Source organism: Amycolatopsis sp. A1MSW2902, from assembly GCF_017312175.1.
Taxonomy (GTDB): Bacteria; Actinomycetota; Actinomycetes; order Mycobacteriales; family Pseudonocardiaceae; genus Amycolatopsis; species Amycolatopsis nivea.
In genome coordinates this window covers 6,825,709-6,844,949 of the sequence record NZ_QJPO01000001.1, presented here as the reverse complement: position 1 = coordinate 6,844,949, position 19,241 = coordinate 6,825,709, and the positions used below count along the sequence as shown (strand labels likewise).

The following is a 19,241-nucleotide window of genomic DNA, read 5'->3' as shown; positions in this document are numbered from 1 at the left end:
CAACCAGGGGACGTCGGCCAGCGGTTGCCGGTTGGTTGGGTTGCGGGCGGCGTTTGGGCACGCTCCGCGTGCGAGACCACGGGAATCCGCCTGCTCGCGGTTGGCGGTTGACTGTGCTGGCCCGGTCCGGCCGGTGTTGTTCGGGACGGCGCGGTTGCCGGTTCGAGGCCGGGTGTGCTGGCCCGGCTGGTGCAGTTCGGAATTGCGCGGACGTCGTTCAGCAGCGGGGATTCGCCTGCTCCCAGGGCGGCGGTTTCCGATGGCTGGCCTGGACGATGCGGTTCGGAATCACTCAGTTGCCGCCCGGCGGTTGGCTGATCTAGTCGAGCGGGGGCGGCTCAGAACGGCGCGGTCGCCGCACGGTGGTTGGCCGTGTTGGTCTGGTTGGTGCGGTTCGGGGTGGCGCGGTCACCGCGCGGCGGTGGGCTGACTTGGTCGCGGCGGGTTGGGATCGCCGTCGGATCCGGGCTGGCAGCAGTCCCGGGATTTCGTTGTGGTTGAGCGGAATTCGCCATCGAGCCAGCGCGCGATTGGTCACCGCGAAGCTCCGTGGGTGGCGGCTCGAAAGCGCGGGTGTCCCGGCGCTTCGGGTGCAGCGCCCTCCGTGGTTCTCCTCGGCCTCGACCGGCTGCGTCGGGTGGTCGGTCGGATGCGCGGCGTCCTATACCACAGCCATGGCTTGTTCAAACCAGTTGTCCACAGGAAGCTGAGTTATCCCCGGGGTTATCCACAGGAATTCACGGTGATGGCCTAATCGCTGTCCACAACTTGTGGGGATCCGGGGCATCTGCACGTGCACATGTGGTGTGTGTGGACAAGTTGTCCACAGGGAGTCAGTTGTGCACAGCCGCCGTGCGGGCGCGCCAGGAGCGGGCTTTTTCGCGGTTTCCGCAGACTCGCATCGAGCACCAGGTGCGGGAGCGGTTGCGGGATTCGTCGAAGAAGGCCCACAGGCAGTCGTCGGCGGGGCAGATTTTCAGGCGGACCCAGTCGCCGCGGATGGCTAGGCGGGTGGTCGCGGCCAGGGTCGCGGTGACGGCGTCCGGGGTGAGCAGCGTCGGGCCGGTTTCGGTGAGGGTGAAGCGGAGCGGGACGTCCAGCTTGGTCGCGGGCAGCCGCGGGTCGCCGACGGCGGCGCGCAGGCTGTCGCGTACGGCGCGGGCTTCGGCGGGATCGTTCGGTGACACGTCGTGGTCCGCGGCCCACTGCCGCCAGAGCTCCGGATCGTCCAGCAGGTCGTCGCCCCGTTCGATGTCGACGGTGTTCAGGAAGGCGACCACCAAGGAAGCGTCGGTGTGCACCTGCCCAGTGTACGGGCGATACCGGTTGCGACCTGGCTCACTAACTCCCATACTCACTTTACTGGTTACGCGACTAGGAGAGGATGGCCGCAACATGGGTGCGATTCCGACTTTCGGCGGCGTTGCGTTCGACTGTCCGGACCCAGGAGCGCTCGCCGGGTTCTACCGCTCCTTGCTTGAGTGGGACGAACCTAAGATCGCTCCGGACAACCACTGGGCCACGCTCGTCGACCCGCGCGGCGGCGTCCGGCTGGAATTTCAGCGGGTGGCTGATTACCGCGCGCCCGAATGGCCGTCGCAGGACAAGCCGCAGCAGGCGCACCTCGACCTCGACGTTCCCGATCTCGAGGCCGCTCACCAGCGCATTCTCGGGCTGGGAGCGAAGCTGCTCGACGATTCTCCGGAGACCTTCCGCGTGTACGCCGATCCGGTCGGCCACCCGTTCTGCCTCTGCGCCTGCTGACACGGCGCGGCGAATCCGCGTAGGGTCGGCTGCGTGATTTGTCCGAAGTGTCAGAACATGATGCGCACTGTCGACAAGAACGGCGTCCACATCGAGCAGTGCGACGGCTGCCGCGGGATCTTCCTCGACCGCGGCGAGCTGGAGCAGATCGCCGGTGCCGAGAGCGCTTTCTACCGGCAGCAGCCACCGCCTTACGGCCGTCCCGATTCGCCGCGCCCGTACCGAGGCGGGCACGCGGACTCGCCGCGGCCGTACCGCGGTGGTTACGGGGATTCGCCGCGCCCGTACGGCGGACGACGCAAGCGCAGCTTCCTCGAGAACCTCTTCGACTGAGTTGTCCACCGTTCCAGTAGTGCTTGACCTGCGGATCTGTCCGGCCTGTGGCGACCGCGCGAGTTGTCCACAGGCCGAGGCGGACCTTCTGCGGTGTGTGGAGTGCGGACACCGGTGGCCGTTCCGGCGGCTGCCGTTGTTCGCGTTGACGGGGCCGAGCGCGGGCGGCAAATCGACAGTCGGGCCGAAGCTGGCGCAGCGGTTGGCGGGTGAGGCCGTCGTGCTAGAGCAGGACGTGCTGTGGACCGGCGCGCTGCAGGACGACGTCCCCGGCAACCCGGCGTTTCGCGGGGCCTGGCTGCGGATGGCGGCGATGCTGCACCAGAACGGACGACCGGTCGTGCTGTGCGGGACGGTCGCGCCGCAGGAGCTGGAACCGTTGCCAGAGCGCGTTTTCTTCTCGGACGTGCACTATCTGGCGCTGGTCGCGGACAACGAGACCCTCCGACGCCGGTTGCGTGCCCGGCCGGCGTGGCGGGAGTGGGACGAGCCGCGGATCGAGGAGATGCTCGAGTTCAACCTGTGGATACGCGGGCAGGTCGAGTCCATCGACACGACGGAGGCTCCGCTCGAGGACGTCGTGACCGCGGTGGAGAAGTGGGTTCGGGCCAGAATTGGGTCGGACCTAAGGACTGGCGCGTGAGTTGGGTCGGACCTAGGAATCGGTGCGTGAGCTGGGTCGGGCCTAAGGATCAGTGTGTGAGCTGGGTCGGACCTAGAGATCAGTGCGGGAGCAGGATTTTGGCTGGGTCGGACCTAGTGACGCCTCACGATTGTTCCGCGCGGAGCCGTTCGTCGTAGCGCTGCTGGGATTCGTGGATTTCGCCGGTGTGCGCGACGGTCCAGTCGTACAGTCGGCCGAACGGCTCGCGCAGTGATTCGCCAAGTGGCGTAAGGGAATACTCGACTCCGACGGGGGACGTCGGCAGTACTCGCCGCACGATCATGCCGTTGCGTTCCAGCCTGCGCAGGGTTTGGGTCAGCACCCGCTGGGTCACGCCTTCCAGTCGGCGTTTGATGTCGTTGAACCGGCGCGGCTCCTCCAGGACTGCCATCGCCATCATCGACCACTTGTCGGCGATCTGGTCGAGGATCGGGCGGCTGGGACAGTCGGCCCGGTACACAGTGCCGGTGTCGGGAGCGGCCATCTCGGTATCCTCCATGATCCTTGCGATGCCCAAAGTGCGTTATTGACGCTGGTCGGTCCGCGCCCGAGCCTAGGTATACATCAGGAACCTAGCTGCCTGCCGGATACGTATCGGAGACCCGAATGCACCCCGACGACTACCCGACCCTGCGCGTGCGCCGCGAGGGCGGCATCGTCCGCGTCACCATCGACAACCCGCCCGTCAACGTCCTCGACGTCGCTCTCATGGCGGACCTCAGGCGGCTGCTGCTCACGCTGCGAGCCGACGATTCCGCGCGCGTGATCGTTTTCGACAGCGCCGACCCGGACTTCTTCATCGCGCACGTCGACATGTCTCTGGTCGACACTCCGGACGCGTTCGACCACTTCGCTCCCGAGATTCCCTTGGGGCTCAACGTTTTCCAGGCGTTGGGCGAACTTCTGCGGCAGCAACCGCAGGTGACGATCGTGCAGCTCGCCGGTCTGGCGCGAGGCGGCGGGGCGGAGTTCGTCGCGGCCGTGGACCTGGCCTTCGCGGCGATCGAGACCGCGGGGCTCGGGCAGATCGAGGCGCTGATGGGGATTGTCCCGGGCGGCGGAGGGACGCAGTATCTGGCGAACCGGGTCGGCCGCAACCGGGCGTTGGAAATCGTGCTCGGTGCCGAGTTGTACGACGCGCGGACGGCCGAACGCTACGGCTGGGTCAACCGGGCCGTGCCTGCTGACGAACTCGAAGAAGTGGTTGATCGGCTGGCCCGCAACATCGCCGCGTTGCCGGAAGGCGTGATCGCCGCGGCGAAAAAAGCCGTCGTTCCGGATGATCTGGCCACCGGATTTCAGCGGGAACACGACGCTTGGGCGGGACAGTTCACGCGTCCTGCGGCGGAAGCGCTAATTCGGGGCGGACTGGCGCGGGGTGCGCAAACGCGGACGGGCGAGCGCGATCTGGAGGGGCTGCTTCGCGGGCTGGCGGGGTGATCGGCGGATCCGCCCTACAGCGGCCAGCGATTCTCGGATTGCGAATCGTCCAGCCAAAAAGTCTGCTCGTCGGCGTTGACCGTGAGGCCGAAGCGCGACCGGCTGGGGCGTCCGAGCGATTCCCAGCGCCGGTGCGCGTCCTCGGCGATATCCCACAACGCGCGTGGACCTCCTTGTGCTACCTCGAAACCGGAGTTCGTGCGACGGGTCCGGGCCCAGGAACCGTCCGGATGGGACAGTGCGAAAGCGCCGTTCGGGTCGACGTGCACCGGGCGTACCTCAGGTAGCTCCAGCGACGCGAAGAACTCGAAATGTCGTTGTGGTTTAAGCACATCTGTCATTGACAGTTCTGTCGGGCGCCATTGCGCATCGGCAGCGGACGGCAGGTGCGCGAGCGGTGGCAGGCGATGTGCACGCAGGGGCATGAAGCGACCGTCGCGGGCAAGGACCTGGCCTTCGGCGGTCGCGCCTTCGCCTGCGGTCAGGCGGACGAGTCCGCCGCCGAGCGGGCGGTTGAGGGTGGTGACGATGTGTCCGCCGGGGAGGGTTTGAGCAAGCCAGGCAAGGGGAATCCGGGAGACCGACGCGGTGCACAGGACCCGGTCGAAGAGCACTCCGGCCGGGAAACCGAGTGCACCGTCGCCGGTGGCGCACGCGGGGGCGTAGCCGCAGGAGGCGAGGCGTTCCTGCGCGGCGGCCGCGATGACCGGGTCGATGTCCACTGTGGACACCTGGCCGGAACCGCAGCGGTGGCACAGCAAACCCGCGTTGTACCCGGTTCCGGTGCCGATCTCCAGCACCCGGTCGCCGTCGCGGACCAGGAGTTCTTCCAGCATGATCGCCATGATCGCGGGCATGCTGGACGAACTGGTCGGCACGCCGGGGACCGGTCCGTGCGCGCGGGCCCGGTCCCATAGCGACGGGTCGTCGTCGAGCTGGGTGACCAGGACGTCGCGCGAATAGACGCGGTCCAGCCAGTCCGGATCGCCGCGGTCGACCGCCGCCCAGCCGTCGCCGGCTGGCACGAAAAACCGCGGCAGGAACGCGTGCCGGGGGACGGTCGCGAACGCGTCGGTCCAGGCCTCGTCGTGCAGCACGTCCTCTTCGACGAGGTGCCGGACCAGGCGTCGACGCAACCGTTGTGCCCGCATAAGCCCAGGGTAACGGGGTGAGCGGAACCACACCCGATGGTTGCAAGCAGGGTGCTTGCAATAGCTAGCACGCGAGCGTACTGTCGAGTAGGTCGCGAGGAGGTGACCGGATGACAGAACCCGGCGGAGCACAGCGCCCCATGGACAAGGTCGCGGACATCGCCTCCGACATCGGCGAGTACATCCGCCAGCAGCGCAGTTCCGCGAAGATTTCGCTGCGCCAGCTGTCGAAACTCGCCGGAGTGTCCAATCCGTACCTGAGCCAGATCGAGCGCGGGGTCCGCAAACCCAGCGCGGAGATCCTCCAGCAGATCGCGAAAGGGCTGCGGATCTCGGCCGAAGCGTTGTACGTGCAGGCCGGAATCCTCGACCTGCCGACCGGCGGCCCGGTCGGCGACGCGATCCGCGCCGACGCCGAGCTGACCGAACGGCAGAAGCAGGTCCTGCTCGACGTCTACGAGTCCTTCCGGCGCGAAAACGCCGCCGCGAACACCGCACCGAAGACCACCCAAGAGACCACTGAGGAGTCGGCATGACCACGCCCAAGACCGAGGACGTCCGCAAGGCCGTCAACACCGCGCTCGACCAGGTCCGCACCCCGCTGCTCGCCGCGCTCGGCGCCGGCAACCTGGCCAGCCAGGCCGTGACCGACGCGGTCGCCAAGGCCCGCGCCAACGTCACTAAGAACACCGAGGCTGCCCGCAAGGGCTTCGAGGAACTGCCGACCGACGTCGAAAGCCTCCGCGAGAAGCTCGACCCGGCCGAACTGCGCAAGGCCATCGACGAGTACACCGAGGCCGCGCTGAAGCTGTACAACAAGCTGGCCGAGTCCGGCGAGCAGGCGTGGGACAAGATCGCCGCGCAGCCGCAGGTCAAGAAGGCCCTTGAGCAGCTGGACGACGCGCTGACCGCCGCGCAGGAGCGCGTCGACGGCCTGACCGAGGAGACCCGTGAGCGCGTCGACGGCGTGCTGGCGAAGGTCACCAAGCGCACCCGTTCCGCTGGTGAGAAGGCTGCCCGCAAGGTGACCGAGGTGGCTGGCGACACCGCGGACGCGGTTGAGGAAATCGGCGAGAACGTCGCGCACGAGACCCGGTCGGTGGCCCGCAAGGCCGCGAACCGCACCGCGCCGAAGACCGCCACGCCGGCCCGCCGCACGACCACCAGCACGACGGCCAACGCGAAGAAGCCGGCCGCGCCGAAGACGGAGAAGTGACGGCGGAGTCACTGCCGCACTGATCGGCGGTTCGGGTGCTCCGGCACTCGGAACCGTTGGGGCGGACCGGTTTGCGCCGGGGACGCCGAGGGCGAGAATTGAAAATCGAGGGGTCGCACGGCGGCCGGGCCTGGGTTGGTCCGGCCGCCGTGTGCTGTGTTGGGGATGTTCCTGGGTGGCGTTGGGTTGGCGGCGGTGGTTGCCGTGTTGGGGGATGTTCCGGGGTGCCGTCGGGTTGGCCGCGGTGGTTGCCGTGTTGGGGATGCTCGGGGGCGCCCGTTGTGCTGGCGGCGGTGCCGCCGGGTTGAGGGATGCTCAGGGGCGCCGTTGGGTTGGCGGCAGTGTCGCCGGGTTGAGGGATGCTCAGGGGCGCCGTTGGGTTGGCGGCAGTGTCGCCGTGTTGGGGGATGCTCGGGGGCGCCGTTGGGTTGGCGGCAGCGTCGCCGTGTTGGGGACGGTGGTGCCGTGCCGCTGCATGGCGGACTGTGCCTCGCGCCGCCGAATCAGGTGGCGTCCGGGGATGTGGCGGCGGGGGTGTGGTGAGGTTGCCACCGCGCCGCCGCGTGGCGGACTGGGCCCGCGCTGCTGATCCGCACCGCTGAATCGGGCGGCGTGCCGGGATGTGGCAGCGGGGGTGTCGGTGAACCTGCCGTCGCGCCGTTGAATCGGAGGACCGTGCCGCCGTCGCCCTGTGCGGGGTGTTTCGGGGGCAGCGTCGGGCGGGTTGGTCCGGTCGCCGTGCGCCGCCGCGGATGTTGCGGCGAAGTCGATGTTGGGTCGAGCCCACCTCGCGCGAGCATCGTTAGGTTCGGCCTAGATGCACGGCAGCGAGTTAGGCCCGACCTAGGCTCTCTGGCGGCGGACTGGGTTCGACCTAGCTTCGTCACGGCCGACTAGGTCCGACCTAGGCTCACGGCAGCGAGTTGGGTCGGACCTAGCTTCATGGGCCAGCGGACTGGGTCCGACCTAAGCCGAGGCACCCAACCGGAGTGACCGTTGTCACCCCGACAGCCGTCGTTGAGATAACCGCGGCCAAACCCGCCCCACCCGGGCCTGACCAGCAGTCATGTCACAGTGCCGGTTTTTGGGGGAGCGGGCGGCGTGGGCGGTTTGCCGTAAGCTGGCTGCGTGCTGGTTGCCGAATGGATCCTCAGGGTCATCCACTGGGGCAGCGCCTTGGTCGGGCTCTTCGCCTTCGTTCACGCGCTGCTCCAGCGAGCCGACGCGTACTCGGCGGCCGATCGCAAGACCAAGCCGGTCTGGATGTTGATCACTGGCGTGGCCACGGTCGCCCTGGTGTTGTTCCCGCTGCAGGGGAACGGGGTCGGGTTCATCTTCTGGGTGCCCGCGATGGCGGCGGCGCTCGTCTACATCGTCGACGTGCGGCCGAAGCTCATCGAGGTTCAGCGAGGCCACCGCAACTGGTGACCGGGAAGCCCGGCGGATTACATTCGGGCTGGTGACCACCTGGACTATCGCCGGAAGCCTCACTGTCGTTCCCGCGCCGACCCGTACTGACCTGCTTGCCGAACCCGTCTCCAAGGCGCTTGCCGCGATGCCCGCGCCGGACGAGGTCGGCGTCACTGAGATCGATCCGGAGCTCGCTGACACCGCCGCGTTCTGCGAGGCGTACGGGTCGCCGTTGACTGCCTCCGCGAACTGCGTTGTTGTCGCTGGCAAGCGGGCCGGGGAGGTCCGGTTCGCCGCGGCGCTCGTGCTCGCGACCACCCGCGCCGACGTCAACGGTGTCATCAAGCGCCGCCTCGACGTGCGGAAGGCGTCCTTCGCGCCGATGGACGAGGCCGTTTCCCTTACCGGCATGGAGTACGGCGGCATCACGCCGGTCGGGCTGCCCGCGGACTGGCCGATCCTCATCGACCAAGCCGTCGCGGACGCGCCGGAGCTGGTGATCGGCAGCGGGATCCGCGGCAGCAAGCTCCTGATCTCCGGTGCGGCGCTCGCTGGGCTGCCGAACGCCGAGGTCATCGACGGGCTCGCGCGCTGAACTGTCCACAGTGGACGAACCAGTCGAGATCAGCCCGGCGGCCCTCCAGAAGCTGAAGCAGCAGCGCGAGGCGATGTTGGCCGCGCTGGGCCAGGACAGCCTCGTCTACGGCGTCAACACCGGGATGGGGCGGCTCGCTGGGACCCGGCTCACTGCCGCGCAGCAGGCTGACCATCAGCGCAATCTGCTGGTCGGCCGGGCGGTCGGCGGGAAGCCGTGGTTGTCGCTGGAGTTGACCCGGGCGTTGCTGTGCATGCGGCTGCGCGGGTTTCTCCGCGGCGACGCGGCGGTCAGTCCCGAGCTGGTCAGCTTCCTCGCAGACCGGATCAACGACGGGTTCCTCCCGGCCGTCCCGCGCGACAGCCTCGGCAGCGCCGGCGAAATCATCCCGCTGGCGCACGCGTTCCAGACGTTCGTCGGGCTCGGCACGGTCATCGAGGACGGTGCCGAGGTCCCGGCGGCGGAAGCGTTAAGCCGGCGCGGGGTGCGGCCGTTCGTGCTGGGGCCGAAGGAAGGGGCGAGCCTGATTCAAGGTTCGCCGCTGGCCGAGGCGTACGCGTGGGTGTGCGGCAAGAGGATGCGTCGGCTGATCGATTGGCAGACGGCCTGCGCGGCGATCACCGTGGACGTTCTTGGTGCGCCGCAAGCGATCTACCGCGGCACCCGCATCGAGGAACTCATCGAAGGGGCCGCCACCAACAAGAGCGTCGTGCAGGCGCCGATCTCGGTGCGAGTCGGGCCGAAGGTGCTTGAATACGTCAGCCGGACGGTCGAGGAACTCCGGGAAACCTTGCAGGAGTCCTGGGAAACCCCGGCGGACTCGCCGGGCTTCGTCAACGGCGAGTTCGTCCCGACGACCGGCTATCACGCCGCCGCGCTCGGGCTTCGGATGGACGCGGTCAAGGCAGCCCTCGTCCACGCGGCGGAAGTTTCGGTTCAGCGGCTTCACCGCCTCCTCGACCCGCAGTTCAGCGGGTTGCCGCCGCAGCTCGCGGTGGACCCGGGGCCGCAGGCCGGGCTTACGCCGTTGCACAAACGCGCGGCTGGCGAGCTGCATGCGATGCGTCGTCTGGCCGCACCGGCGACGCTCGGGTCGCTGGATACTTCCGCTGGTCAGGAGGATGTGCAAGCGTTCGCCAGCAAGGCTGGCACCGAGCTGGAGACAGTGATCGAGCGCTTCTTCGCCATCACCGCGTGCGAGCTGATCGCGGGGCGGCAGGCGCGGTATCTGCTCAAGGCCCCAGGCGCGCCGAGGCTGGCTGACACCTACGCCTGGCTCGCGGAGAGGATCGAGCCGGTGGTGGTCGATCGGTCGCTGGGGCCGGAAATTGACCAACTCGCCGAGGTCTGTCTCACGAGTCCCGACGGGCCTGTTGAAGTGCGAGACCGCGAGGCGTAGCCAGCTTGGTCAACAAAGCGAACAAGCCCTCGCACACCAGCGCCAGGATCACCACCGCAAGACCGCCGCCGAAGATTTCGCCATGGCCCTGCTCGCCGAGGGCGAAACCGTCCACGATGTAGCGGCCCAGCCCGCCGCCGTCGTTGACGATCGCGCCGATCGCGACCGTCGCGATCAGTTGCAGGAACGCCACTCGCGCGGCGGCCACGATCACCGGCGACGACAGCGGCAGTTCCACGCGCAGCATGATCTGCCATTCGCGGTACCCGGTGCCGCGCGCCGCGTCGACGACTTCCTGTTCCACCTGCACCACGCCCGCGTAGGTGTTGGTGAACAGCGGCGGCAGCGCCAGCGCGACGAGCGCCAGCAGCAGCGGCCAGAAGTCCGTGTTCGCGCCCCACCGGCTGGCCAGGAACCAGAACAGGATGATCAGCCCGAAGCTCGGGATCGCGCGGCCGATGTTCACCGCGCTGCTCGCCAGGAACTGGCCGCGCCGGTAGTGCGCGAGCCACAGCGCGAACGGAACGGTCAGGACGATCGAGATCGCCAGTGCCAGCGCGGAGAACCACAGATGCTGCACCGTCCGGAACGGAATCCCGGCCGGATCGGTCCAGCTCCAGCGGTTCGGGTCGGCGAGCCAGTGGCCCAGCTGCTCGAAAAAGCTCATCGAACGGCCCTCCGCGCCCACGGGGCCAGCGCGCGTTCGCTCAGCCACAGCAGCAAATCGACGAGCACGGCCAGCGCGATCGACAGCACGATGCCGACGATGATCGGGCTCGGGTTGGGGATCGTCGTCTGGATGCCGGCCCGGATGAAGTAGCCGAGCCCGCCCTTGCCGAGCAGCGACGTGACGGTGACCAGGCCGATCGTCGTCACCGCGGCCACCCGCAGCCCGGCGATCACCACCGGCAGCGCGAGCGGCAGCTCCACCTGCCACAACAGCCGCCGCGGCGTGAAGCCCATCCCGATCGCCGCTTCGCGCACTTCGGTCGGCACCTGCTGCACGCCGGTCACGATGTTGCGGATCAGGATCAGCAGCGTGTACGTCGCCAGCGGGATGACCGAGGTGGCGAAGGAGAACCCGAGCAGCGGAACCAGCAGCGCGAACGCGCCGAGGCTCGGGATCACGTAGAGCGCGCCCGCCGTGCCGATCACGAACGGATAGAACCAGCGGTAGCGCAGGCACAGCGTGGCCAGCGCGAGCGAGAGCACGAGGCCGACGCCGAGCGCGGTCGCGGTGAGGGCGACGTGCTCGCCGAGCCGCTGAAGAATCGCGTCAGCGTTGCGTTCGACCCACCGCCATTCGAAGAGGGGACGGCTGCTGTCGGCCAGCAGCGGGGTCACGGACGCGTGCACGGCGCGACCTTACCCCGATCGAGCGACAATATTCCGGCCCGTGAGATTCCGTGGCGAGGATTCCTAACCAGTGGTTTCTGTCGGGGGTCGCGGTTAGGGTCCATTCCCACTAACGAGTGAACTGAGGAGTGTGGGGACACGTGCGCTGGACCCGGAACATCCGAGTGGCCGCGCTGCTGGCGACGGCCGCGCTCGGCTTGACCGCGTGCGGTGGGGGAAGCGACCAGCCGGCCGCGCCGAGCAAGGGCGGCGCTCCGATCGTCGTCGCCTCGTTCAACTTCACCGACAGCCAGATCCTTGCCGAGATCTACGCGGGCGCGTTGGAGGCCAAGGGCTATCCGGTCACCCGGAAGCTGAACCTCGGCTCGCGGGAGCTGGTCTACCCGTCGCTCAAATCCGGCGAACTGCAGTTCCTGCCGGAGTACCAGGGCGCGGCGATCACGACCGGCTTCGGCAAGGAAGCCACCAAGGACGCCAAGGCCGAGCACGAACAGCTGGAGAAGCTTTTCGCGCCCGAGGGCGTCGGGCTGCTGAACTACGCGGCCGCCGAGGACAAGAACACCTACATCGTGAAGGCCGACCTCGCGAAGTCGAAGGGCATCGCGTCGATCAGCGACCTGAAGAAGCTCGACAAGGTCGTGATGGCCGGTCCGCCGGAGTGCGAGAAGCGGCTGCCGTGCTTCCAGGGCTTCAAGGACGTCTACAAGCTGACGAACGCGACCTTCCAGACCGTGCAGGAGGCCGGGCCGCGCGTGCAGCAGCTGAACTCCGGCGCGGTCACGGTGATCCCGGTCGACTCGGTCAGCCCGCTGGTCGGCGACCCGCAGTACGTCGCGCTCAAGGACGACCTCTCCATCGTGCCCACCGAGAACGTGGTGCCCGCGGTGAACAAGAAGGTGCTCGACGCGCGCGGCGCGGACTTCGCGAACGTCGTCAACGCGGTCAGCGCGAAGCTCACCACGGACGGCATGCGCGAGCTGAACAAGCGGGTCGACGCGGACGGCGAGCCCGCGGCTGACGTGGCGAAGGACTGGCTGAAGCAGCAGGGCCTCTCCTGACCTTCTCGGGAGCGGCGATCCCGGTGCGAACCGGGATCGCCGCCCCTCACCCCATGTGCGAAGGTGACCTCGGCGGAACCCTGAGGAGGAAACGACATGGGCAAGGTCACGGCCACCGCGGAGCGCACGATCGACGCGCCGGTGGAACGCGTGCGTGAGCTGGTCGCGGACTACGCCGAGACCCGGCCGAAGCTGCTCACCGAGCACTACCGCGACTACGAGGTCAGCGAGGGCGGCGTCGGCGCCGGCACGAAGGCCAGCTGGAAGCTGCAGGCCACGTCCAAGCGAGTGCGCGACGTCGCGGCCACGGTGACCGAGCCGTCGCCCGGCACCTTCGTCGAGACCGATGCGAACTCCAGCATGGTCACCACCTGGACCGTCACCGCCTCCGGCGAGCGTTCCCTCGTCCGCATCGAGACCAGCTGGGACGGCGCGGGCGGCATCGGCGGCTTCTTCGAGAAGACCTTCGCGCCGGGCGGGCTGAAGAAGATCTACGACGGCGTGCTCGGCAAGCTCGCGGAGATCGTGTAGCGCTGGCCACAACCCCGGGGACAATCGGAATGCGCGCCCCGGTTTCTCCGTTGGCCGGATAGACCGGGGCGCGCGCCCCGCTTCAATCCAGCTTGAACGAAACGGAGTTCGACGGTGAACGCACCCACAGCGACTGAGATCCGGCTCGCGGCCCGCCCGCACGGCGTCCCGACCATGGACAATTTCGACATCGTCGAGACCGAGGTGCCGAAGCCGGGTCCCGGGCAGATCCTGGTGCGCAACCTCGTGATGAGCGTCGACCCGGCGATGCGCGGCCGGATGAACGACGTGAAGTCCTACTCGCCGCCCTTCGTGGTCGGCGAGGCCATGCAGGGCGGCGCGGTCGGCGAGGTCATCGAGTCCACTGTGGACGACTTCGCGGTCGGCGATCACGTGCTGCACCAGGCGGGCTGGCGCACGCACGCGGTGCTCGACGCCAAGCGAGCGGTCAAAGTGGACGATTCGGTCGCGCCGCTTTCGACCTACCTCGGCGTGCTCGGGATGCCGGGTCTGACCGCGTACGCCGGGCTGCTGGTGAGCGCGGAGTTCAAGGAAGGCGACACGGTTTTCGTCTCCGGCGCGGCCGGTGCGGTCGGCTCGCTCGTCGGCCAGCTGGCCCGGCTCAAGGGCGCCAAGCGCGTGATCGGCAGCGCGGGTTCTGCGGAGAAGGTCCGCTACCTCACCGAGGAGCTCGGCTTCGACGCCGCCTTCAACTACAAGGACGGACCGGTCGCCGAGCAGCTCGCCGCGGCCGCGCCCGAGGGCATCGACGTCTACTTCGACAACGTCGGCGGCGAGCACCTCGAGGCCGCGATCGCGTCGATGAACCTGCACGGCCGGATCGCCATCTGCGGCATGATCTCGCAGTACAACGCCACCGAGCCGACCCCGGCGCCGCGCAACCTGGTGCAGCTCATCGCGAAGCGGATCACCATGCGCGGCCTGCTCGTGCTGGACCACTGGCACCTGATGCAGGAGTTCGTGGCCGAGGTCGCGCCGCTCGTCGCGTCCGGCGAGATCAAGTACTCGGAGACCTTTGTGGACGGTATCCGCAACGCGCCGGACGCTTTCCTCGGCCTGCTCAGCGGGGCGAACACCGGAAAGATGCTGGTGCGCCTCAGTTCCTGACGATCGCGTCAGCCAGTTCGGGCATCGTCGCCGCGGTGTAGGTCGCGGCGGGGAGCCCGGGCAGCGGATGGACTCCGGGACGCGCGAGCAGCGCGGTCCGGAGTCCTGCCGCTTGCGCCCCGGCGATGTCCCAGCCGTGCGCGGCGACCATCACCGCCTGGCCGGGTTCGACGCCGAAGGCACGCAGCACCTGGAGATACGGCTCCGGTGCCGGTTTGAGCCTGCTGACCTGCTGCGCGGAGAAGATCCGGTCGAATTTCGTTGCCAGGCCAGCGTTCTGCAGCTGCGCCTCGGCAGTGGCGAGTGGCGAATTCGTGAGGGCGACGACCTGGTGTCCGGCTTGGCGCAAGCGGTCCAGGCCGGGTACGACGTCGGCGTGCGCGGGCAGGGTGCGCAGGCCGTCGCCGACCTTCACCAGTTCGACGTCGGTCAGTTCATGGCCGTGCCGCGCGCACACGGCGGCCGCGGCTTCCCCGGCGATCTGCGCGAAATCGCGGTACTGGCCGGCCGCGGTCACCGTGAGCACGGTGTGGATCGCGAGCGTGAACCATTCCTGGCGCGCTTCCGGATCTCCGGTGAACTGGGTGAACAGCGGGTCGAGCGCGGTCAGGTCGAGCAGCGTCTCGTTGACGTCGAACACGCACAGCATCGCGCCTCCAGCCGGTGAACCGCTTGCGTACCAGGGTCCTCCGTCAGTCGCGGGCTAGGCAAGCGCGGTGATCAGTTCGGCGAGAACTCCCTGCCAATGGCGGCGCTGCTGCTCCCGTTCGGCGGCGTCGGCCAGCCGTTCCTGGTGAATGCGCAGCATTGCTTTGCCCGGACCGCTGGCGCGCACGGCCAACTGCAGCGTCGTCTCGTGCGACCAGCCGGCCGGCTGCCAGGTGAGCCGGATCCGGTCCATTTCGCGGAAGCTGCGCGTCTCGCCGCGGATTCCGTCGGCGGTCTCGTAGCCGACTCCGGGTTCGGGCTGGACGGTGACGCCCTCGCCGAGCCAGATCGCCACGCCTTCGGCGGACGTGATGAAGTCCCAGACGTCCTCGGCGGAGCGGCCGATCGTCTTCGAGACGCCGATCTGCCAGCCCGCGTCCTTGGTCCGCCCGACGCTCACTCGGCCACCGCCGCGATCGCGCTGACCTCGACGAGCGCGCCCGGCACTGCCAGCCCGGCCACGCGCTGGACGGTGACCGGCGGCGTCGCGCCCGCCAGCGCCGCGGCGGCGGCCGGATAGGCCTTGGCGAGATCGACGTCCGCGACCAGCAGGATGTTCAGCATCACCACATCCTGGACGGTCGCGCCGCCCGCGGCCAGCGCCGTTTTCAGGTTGGCCATCACCCGTTCGACCTGCGCGGCGGCGTCGGTCCCGCCGACGAGCGCGCCGTTCGCGTCGACCGCGTTCTGGCCGCCGACGTAGATCGTCGTCGCGCCCGGCGGGACCACGGCGACCTGGGCGAAGGCGGGGGACTGGAGGAGCCCTTCGGGGCGGAGCAGCTGAGTCATAAATCGAGTATGACCAGATACCCGGTCGGATACTGTCCTAGTTTTGCGCGAGAATCGGAACCATGACCACCACGAGCCGTCGCCTGGAGACGCTGGCGTTGCTGCAGGCGCGTCCCGGCATCTCCGCCACCGACCTCGCGGCCCGCCTCGGCGTCACCGAGCGCACGACGCGCCGCGACATCGCTCAGCTGCGCGAACTCGGGTATCGCATCGACGGCGAACCCGGCCGGGTCGGCGGCTACCGGCTCGCGCACGGCACCGCGATGCCGCCGCTGCTGCTGGACGCCGACGAGGTCGCGGCGGTTTCGCTCGGCCTGCAGACGGCGGTGGCGGTCGACGGGCTGGAAACCGCCACGGTGACCGCGCTGGCCAAGCTGACCCAGGTGGTGCCGACGCGCTGGCAGTCCCGGCTCGCCGCGCTCGCGGACGTGGAATCGTTGCCCGGCAAGCCTTTCCGGCAGGCAGCGCGGGACATCCTGGTACCGCTCGCGTTGGCTTGCCGGGCTGGCGAAGCGGTGCGGATCCGGCATCGAGCTCGGGACGCTCGATCGGCGAAACCCGTTGATGTGCAGCCTTACCGGCTCATCACGGTCCGGCGGCAGTGGTACCTCGTCGCCTGTCTGCGCGGAACCAGCGAATGGAAAACCTTTGCGGTGGAACGGATCGAAGCGGTCCAGCCGCTGGGGATCAAACTTCCCGCGCCGGAACCGCCGTCCACTGTGGCCGATCTGATCACGGACGCGGGCTGGCGGTATCGCGTGCGGGTCCAGGTGCACACGTCGGCTGATCTGGTCCGGGAACTCGTCGACCCGAGTGTGGCGACCGTCGTCGAGGACGGCGACGAGTGCGAACTCCGGTTCGGTACCGACGATCTTGACTGGGCTGCCCGCTGGCTGGCTTATCTGGACGTGGATTTCGATGTCCTCGAACCGGCCGCGCTCACCGATCGCTTGCACGGCTTCGGTTCTTGGCTGGCTGCCCGCTACGTCACCACTCCGCCGGACTGATCGCTGGAGTCCCCGCGCGGTAGGCCTCGATCACGATCCGCGCCGCCCGCCGGGACTTGGCGACGACCTGCTCCGTCGGGTAGCCGAGCCATTGGTACACGCCGTTGAGGTAGAAATCGCCGTAGCCGTAGGCCTGCGTGTGGAGTTGTTCCATCAGTTCCAGCGCGATAGCCGGATCCGGCGCGATCGTGAGGCAGCGCAGCAGCGACGCGTCGATCAGCTCTCGGCGGGCCTCGTGCAGTTCGACGTATTGCGCGTCAGCCAGCTCGGCGGCGAAGAACACGTGCAGGCCGATCCGGGTTTCCATCAGGAACTTGGTGTGCGCGGCGGACACCGCGGCCAGCGCGGCACCGTCGTCCGTTTCGGCGGCGGCCGCTTCCTCGGCGAGTTCGCGCAGCTGGCGCGCCGCGGTGGTGGCGACCGCGGCCAGCAGCGCCGCGCGGTCCGGGAAATGCCGGTACGGCGCGGCGGTGGAGACCTTCGCCCGCCGGGCGGCTTCGGCGACCGAGAACCCGGCGACCCCGTTCTCCGCGATCAGGTCGAACGCCACGCGCACCAGCTCGGCGCGCAGGTTGCGGTGGTGGTACTGCGCCGCCATGTCGTGTGTCACACCCGATCGTGGTCGCTTCGAGGAATAAGCCGAGGCCCACGCTAGTCGATGTAAGAGGGTTCTTACATCGACTTTGTCCCGAACGGACGGGACACCCAGGAGGGCTTCATGACCACGACCACCTCCGCCATCGCCGCCGCGGCGCCGGGCGGACCGCTCGCGCCGACGACGATCGAGCGCCGTGACCTGCGGCCGGACGACGTGCTCATCGACATCGCCTACGCCGGCATCTGCCACAGCGACCTGCACCAGGTCAACCAGGACTGGGGCACCGCGATCTTCCCGATGGTGCCGGGCCACGAGATCGCCGGCGTGGTCGCCGCGGTCGGCTCGGACGTCACGAAGTACCAGGTCGGCGACCGGGTCGGGGTCGGCTGCATGGTCGATTCCTGCGGCGAATGCGAGTACTGCCGCGCCGGATCCGAGCAGTTCTGCGTCAAGGGCAACATCCAGACGTACAACGGGGTCGGCTTCGACGGCGAGAACACCTACGGCGGATACAGCCGGCAGATCGTCGTGAAGGACGCGTTCGTCTGCCGGATCCCGGAGGGCATCGACCTGGACGTCGCCGCGCCGCTGCTGTGCGCGGGCATCACCACGTACTCGCCGCTGCGCCGGTGGGGTGCGGGACCGGGCAAGAAGGTCGCCGTCGTCGGCCTCGGCGGGCTCGGGCACATGGCGGTCAAGCTGGCCGTCGCGATGGGCGCGGACGTCACCGTGCTCAGCCAGAGCCTGAAGAAGCAGGAAGACGGGCTCCGGCTCGGCGCGAAGGACTACTACGCGACCAGCGACGAGTCGACCTTCGAGACGCTCGCCGGCCGGTTCGACGTCATCCTCAACACCGTCTCGGCGAAGCTGCCGGTCGACGCCTACCTCAGCCTGCTGCGCGTCGGCGGCGCGATGGTGAACGTCGGCGCGCCGGGGGAACCGTTGGAGTACAACGTCTTCTCCCTGCTCGGCGGCAACCGCGTGCTGGCCGGTTCGATGATCGGCGGCATCGCGGAGACCCAGGAGATGCTGGACTTCTGCGCCGAGCACGGCGTCGGCGCGGAGATCGAGACGATCAGCGCGGACCAGGTGAACGAGGCGTACGCGCGGGTCGAGAACAGCGACGTGCGGTACCGCTTCGTGATCGACACCTCGACGATCGGCGCGTGAGGGCTCGTGAGCGGTTGCTGCCGGATCTCACCGGCAGCAACCACTCACATCACCATGGTTCGGTTGCCGTGCACCAAAACGCGGCCTTCGAGATGCCAGCGTAGGCCGCGCGCCAGCGTCACCTTCTCGATGTCCCGGCCCTTGCGCACCAGGTCCTGCACCGAATCGCCGTGGTCGACGCGGATGACGTCCTGTTCGATGATCGGTCCCGCGTCGAGGTCCGCGGTGACGTAGTGGCAGGTCGCGCCGACGAGCTTCACGCCGCGCGTGTGCGCCTGGTGGTACGGCTTCGCGCCGATGAACGACGGCAGGAAGCTGTGGTGGATGTTCAGCGCGCGCCCGGTCCACGCCGTGCACAGTTCCGCGGGCAGGACCTGCATGAACCGCGCCAGCACGATCGCGTGCGGGTCGTGGGCGTCGACCAGTTCGCGGACCTTGGCGAACGCGGCCGCCTTGCCGTCCGGGTCGCCTGCCGGGAACGGCACGTGGTGGAACGGGATCCCGTGCGCGCGGGTGATGTCCGCGAGCGAATCGTGGTTGCCGATCACCGCGGCGATGTCGACGTCCAGCTCACCGGAGGCGACCCGGCCCAGCAGGTCGTAGAGGCAGTGCCCGGCCTTCGACACCAGCACCACCGCGCGCGGGCGCTCGCCGGTGTCGCGCACCTGCCAGCTCGACTCCGCGGACAGCTCGTTCGCGACCGCGCTGAACCGCTCGCGCAACCCCTCGGCGTCGAACGGCAGCGAATCGGCGCGCACGACCTGGCGGGTGAAGAACCAGCCCGAGTCGGGATCGGTGTGGTACGCGGCCTCGACGATCATTCCGCCGTGGTCGGCGAGGAAGCCCGAGATGCGGGCGATGATGCCGGTGCGGTCGGGGCAGCCGAAGGTGAGCACGTAACGCTGGGGTTCTGACACGCGCCCA

The 19,241-nt window shown here is 68.7% G+C and carries 24 protein-coding genes; 14 read left to right on the top strand and 10 right to left on the bottom strand.

Features of this window, described 5'->3' with window-relative positions; all coding sequences use genetic code 11:
* Positions 1-833: 833 nt before the first annotated feature.
* On the bottom strand, positions 834-1,301 hold the full coding sequence (locus tag DMP23_RS31730; RefSeq protein WP_337823316.1) for a CGNR zinc finger domain-containing protein: 468 nt from the start codon (positions 1,299-1,301) through the stop codon (positions 834-836).
* A 94-nt stretch (positions 1,302-1,395) separates the two neighbouring features.
* On the opposite strand from DMP23_RS31730, the gene DMP23_RS31725 reads away from it, so the two are divergent.
* Genes DMP23_RS31725 through DMP23_RS31715 form a run of 3 tightly spaced genes read left to right on the top strand, consistent with a single transcriptional unit; the run spans position 1,396 to position 2,740 of the window.
* Positions 1,396-1,764, top strand: coding sequence for a VOC family protein (locus DMP23_RS31725; protein ID WP_037807534.1), 369 nt, complete (start codon positions 1,396-1,398; stop codon positions 1,762-1,764).
* Positions 1,765-1,797: 33 nt separating this feature from the next.
* Complete coding sequence (locus tag DMP23_RS31720) at positions 1,798-2,097, top strand: TFIIB-type zinc ribbon-containing protein (protein ID WP_078870243.1); 300 nt, start codon at positions 1,798-1,800, stop codon at positions 2,095-2,097.
* 19 nt (positions 2,098-2,116) lie between these two features.
* The gene (locus DMP23_RS31715) at positions 2,117-2,740 is read left to right on the top strand and encodes an AAA family ATPase (RefSeq protein WP_037807536.1); all 624 of its coding nucleotides are present in this window, start codon (positions 2,117-2,119) and stop codon (positions 2,738-2,740) included.
* A 124-nt stretch (positions 2,741-2,864) separates the two neighbouring features.
* On the opposite strand, the gene DMP23_RS31710 is transcribed toward DMP23_RS31715, so the two are convergent.
* Positions 2,865-3,245 carry a winged helix-turn-helix transcriptional regulator gene (locus DMP23_RS31710; RefSeq protein WP_037807737.1) on the bottom strand — a complete coding sequence of 127 codons (381 nt, stop codon included), beginning with the start codon at positions 3,243-3,245 and terminating at the stop codon, positions 2,865-2,867.
* A 122-nt stretch (positions 3,246-3,367) separates the two neighbouring features.
* Between DMP23_RS31710 and DMP23_RS31705 the strand changes: the two genes are divergently transcribed.
* Entirely contained in the window at positions 3,368-4,201 is an 834-nt protein-coding gene (locus DMP23_RS31705) for an enoyl-CoA hydratase/isomerase family protein (protein WP_336157141.1), read from the top strand.
* Positions 4,202-4,215: 14 nt separating this feature from the next.
* On the opposite strand, the gene tgmC is transcribed toward DMP23_RS31705, so the two are convergent.
* A complete protein-coding gene (gene tgmC, locus DMP23_RS31700; protein ID WP_337823315.1) occupies positions 4,216-5,352 on the bottom strand; it encodes an ATP-grasp peptide maturase system methyltransferase in 1,137 nt (378 codons plus the stop codon).
* Between the two features lie 140 nt (positions 5,353-5,492).
* Here tgmC and DMP23_RS31695 point away from each other — a divergent pair, with 140 nt between their 5' ends.
* The 5 genes from DMP23_RS31695 (at position 5,493) to DMP23_RS31675 (ending at position 9,972) form a co-directional block, all read left to right on the top strand.
* The gene (locus tag DMP23_RS31695; RefSeq protein WP_037807545.1) at positions 5,493-5,888 is read left to right on the top strand and encodes a helix-turn-helix domain-containing protein; all 396 of its coding nucleotides are present in this window, start codon (positions 5,493-5,495) and stop codon (positions 5,886-5,888) included.
* Positions 5,885-6,568: a hypothetical protein gene (locus tag DMP23_RS31690; protein ID WP_037807546.1), complete on the top strand. Its 684-nt coding sequence runs from the start codon at positions 5,885-5,887 to the stop codon at positions 6,566-6,568. The genes DMP23_RS31695 and DMP23_RS31690 overlap by 4 nt, the downstream gene beginning before the upstream one ends.
* A gap of 1,128 nt (positions 6,569-7,696) precedes the next feature.
* Entirely contained in the window at positions 7,697-7,996 is a 300-nt protein-coding gene (locus DMP23_RS31685) for a DUF2516 family protein (RefSeq protein ID WP_037807548.1), read from the top strand.
* A gap of 31 nt (positions 7,997-8,027) precedes the next feature.
* Positions 8,028-8,573: a YbaK/EbsC family protein gene (locus DMP23_RS31680; RefSeq protein ID WP_134733617.1), complete on the top strand. Its 546-nt coding sequence runs from the start codon at positions 8,028-8,030 to the stop codon at positions 8,571-8,573.
* A 10-nt stretch (positions 8,574-8,583) separates the two neighbouring features.
* Positions 8,584-9,972 carry an aromatic amino acid lyase gene (locus DMP23_RS31675; protein ID WP_337823314.1) on the top strand — a complete coding sequence of 463 codons (1,389 nt, stop codon included), beginning with the start codon at positions 8,584-8,586 and terminating at the stop codon, positions 9,970-9,972.
* On the opposite strand, the gene DMP23_RS31670 is transcribed toward DMP23_RS31675, so the two are convergent.
* Entirely contained in the window at positions 9,926-10,639 is a 714-nt protein-coding gene (locus tag DMP23_RS31670) for an ABC transporter permease (RefSeq protein WP_037807739.1), read from the bottom strand. The two genes, DMP23_RS31675 and DMP23_RS31670, sit on opposite strands and share 47 nt — an antisense overlap.
* The gene (locus tag DMP23_RS31665; protein WP_336157144.1) at positions 10,636-11,328 is read right to left on the bottom strand and encodes an ABC transporter permease; all 693 of its coding nucleotides are present in this window, start codon (positions 11,326-11,328) and stop codon (positions 10,636-10,638) included. The genes DMP23_RS31670 and DMP23_RS31665 overlap by 4 nt, the downstream gene beginning before the upstream one ends.
* A gap of 140 nt (positions 11,329-11,468) precedes the next feature.
* Here DMP23_RS31665 and DMP23_RS31660 point away from each other — a divergent pair, with 140 nt between their 5' ends.
* The 3 genes from DMP23_RS31660 (at position 11,469) to DMP23_RS31650 (ending at position 14,045) form a co-directional block, all read left to right on the top strand.
* A complete protein-coding gene (locus DMP23_RS31660) occupies positions 11,469-12,386 on the top strand; it encodes an ABC transporter substrate-binding protein (protein WP_337823313.1) in 918 nt (305 codons plus the stop codon).
* Positions 12,387-12,482: 96 nt separating this feature from the next.
* Positions 12,483-12,917 carry an SRPBCC family protein gene (locus DMP23_RS31655; protein ID WP_037807557.1) on the top strand — a complete coding sequence of 145 codons (435 nt, stop codon included), beginning with the start codon at positions 12,483-12,485 and terminating at the stop codon, positions 12,915-12,917.
* Positions 12,918-13,031: 114 nt separating this feature from the next.
* Positions 13,032-14,045 carry an NADP-dependent oxidoreductase gene (locus tag DMP23_RS31650; RefSeq protein WP_134663651.1) on the top strand — a complete coding sequence of 338 codons (1,014 nt, stop codon included), beginning with the start codon at positions 13,032-13,034 and terminating at the stop codon, positions 14,043-14,045.
* On the opposite strand, the gene DMP23_RS31645 is transcribed toward DMP23_RS31650, so the two are convergent.
* The 3 genes from DMP23_RS31645 to DMP23_RS31635 are packed head-to-tail and all read right to left on the bottom strand — an operon-like array spanning position 14,035 to position 15,542.
* On the bottom strand, positions 14,035-14,694 hold the full coding sequence (locus DMP23_RS31645) for a haloacid dehalogenase type II (RefSeq protein ID WP_337823312.1): 660 nt from the start codon (positions 14,692-14,694) through the stop codon (positions 14,035-14,037). The genes DMP23_RS31650 and DMP23_RS31645 overlap by 11 nt on opposite strands.
* 54 nt (positions 14,695-14,748) lie before the next feature.
* Entirely contained in the window at positions 14,749-15,153 is a 405-nt protein-coding gene (locus tag DMP23_RS31640; RefSeq protein ID WP_337823311.1) for an SRPBCC domain-containing protein, read from the bottom strand.
* Entirely contained in the window at positions 15,150-15,542 is a 393-nt protein-coding gene (locus DMP23_RS31635) for a RidA family protein (protein ID WP_337823310.1), read from the bottom strand. Before DMP23_RS31635 ends, DMP23_RS31640 begins: the two co-directional genes overlap by 4 nt.
* A gap of 62 nt (positions 15,543-15,604) precedes the next feature.
* On the opposite strand from DMP23_RS31635, the gene DMP23_RS31630 reads away from it, so the two are divergent.
* Positions 15,605-16,549 carry a helix-turn-helix transcriptional regulator gene (locus DMP23_RS31630; RefSeq protein WP_337823309.1) on the top strand — a complete coding sequence of 315 codons (945 nt, stop codon included), beginning with the start codon at positions 15,605-15,607 and terminating at the stop codon, positions 16,547-16,549.
* Here DMP23_RS31630 and DMP23_RS31625 read toward each other — a convergent pair.
* Positions 16,530-17,147, bottom strand: coding sequence for a TetR/AcrR family transcriptional regulator (locus tag DMP23_RS31625; protein ID WP_107050872.1), 618 nt, complete (start codon positions 17,145-17,147; stop codon positions 16,530-16,532). The two genes, DMP23_RS31630 and DMP23_RS31625, sit on opposite strands and share 20 nt — an antisense overlap.
* A 120-nt stretch (positions 17,148-17,267) precedes the next feature.
* Here DMP23_RS31625 and DMP23_RS31620 point away from each other — a divergent pair, with 120 nt between their 5' ends.
* A complete protein-coding gene (locus tag DMP23_RS31620; protein WP_037807577.1) occupies positions 17,268-18,317 on the top strand; it encodes an NAD(P)-dependent alcohol dehydrogenase in 1,050 nt (349 codons plus the stop codon).
* A gap of 44 nt (positions 18,318-18,361) precedes the next feature.
* Here DMP23_RS31620 and purU read toward each other — a convergent pair whose 3' ends face one another.
* The gene (gene purU, locus DMP23_RS31615; protein WP_205673414.1) at positions 18,362-19,213 is read right to left on the bottom strand and encodes a formyltetrahydrofolate deformylase; all 852 of its coding nucleotides are present in this window, start codon (positions 19,211-19,213) and stop codon (positions 18,362-18,364) included.
* Between the last annotated feature and the right edge of the window lie 28 nt (positions 19,214-19,241).

Excerpts from the sequence above, each read along its gene's own strand:
- DMP23_RS31620 (WP_037807577.1), top strand. The coding sequence starts at position 17,268 with ATGACCACGACCACCTCCGCCATCGCCGCCGCGGCGCCGGGCGGACCG.
- DMP23_RS31625 (WP_107050872.1), bottom strand. The coding sequence starts at position 17,147 with ATGGCGGCGCAGTACCACCACCGCAACCTGCGCGCCGAGCTGGTGCGC.
- DMP23_RS31695 (WP_037807545.1), top strand. The coding sequence starts at position 5,493 with ATGGACAAGGTCGCGGACATCGCCTCCGACATCGGCGAGTACATCCGC.
- DMP23_RS31705 (WP_336157141.1), top strand. The coding sequence starts at position 3,368 with ATGCACCCCGACGACTACCCGACCCTGCGCGTGCGCCGCGAGGGCGGC.
- DMP23_RS31710 (WP_037807737.1), bottom strand. The coding sequence starts at position 3,245 with ATGGCCGCTCCCGACACCGGCACTGTGTACCGGGCCGACTGTCCCAGC.
- DMP23_RS31725 (WP_037807534.1), top strand. The coding sequence starts at position 1,396 with ATGGGTGCGATTCCGACTTTCGGCGGCGTTGCGTTCGACTGTCCGGAC.
- DMP23_RS31655 (WP_037807557.1), top strand. The coding sequence starts at position 12,483 with ATGGGCAAGGTCACGGCCACCGCGGAGCGCACGATCGACGCGCCGGTG.
- DMP23_RS31635 (WP_337823310.1), bottom strand. The coding sequence starts at position 15,542 with ATGACTCAGCTGCTCCGCCCCGAAGGGCTCCTCCAGTCCCCCGCCTTC.
- DMP23_RS31670 (WP_037807739.1), bottom strand. The coding sequence starts at position 10,639 with ATGAGCTTTTTCGAGCAGCTGGGCCACTGGCTCGCCGACCCGAACCGC.
- tgmC (WP_337823315.1), bottom strand. The coding sequence starts at position 5,352 with ATGCGGGCACAACGGTTGCGTCGACGCCTGGTCCGGCACCTCGTCGAA.
- DMP23_RS31645 (WP_337823312.1), bottom strand. The coding sequence starts at position 14,694 with ATGCTGTGCGTGTTCGACGTCAACGAGACGCTGCTCGACCTGACCGCG.
- DMP23_RS31690 (WP_037807546.1), top strand. The coding sequence starts at position 5,885 with ATGACCACGCCCAAGACCGAGGACGTCCGCAAGGCCGTCAACACCGCG.
- DMP23_RS31630 (WP_337823309.1), top strand. The coding sequence starts at position 15,605 with ATGACCACCACGAGCCGTCGCCTGGAGACGCTGGCGTTGCTGCAGGCG.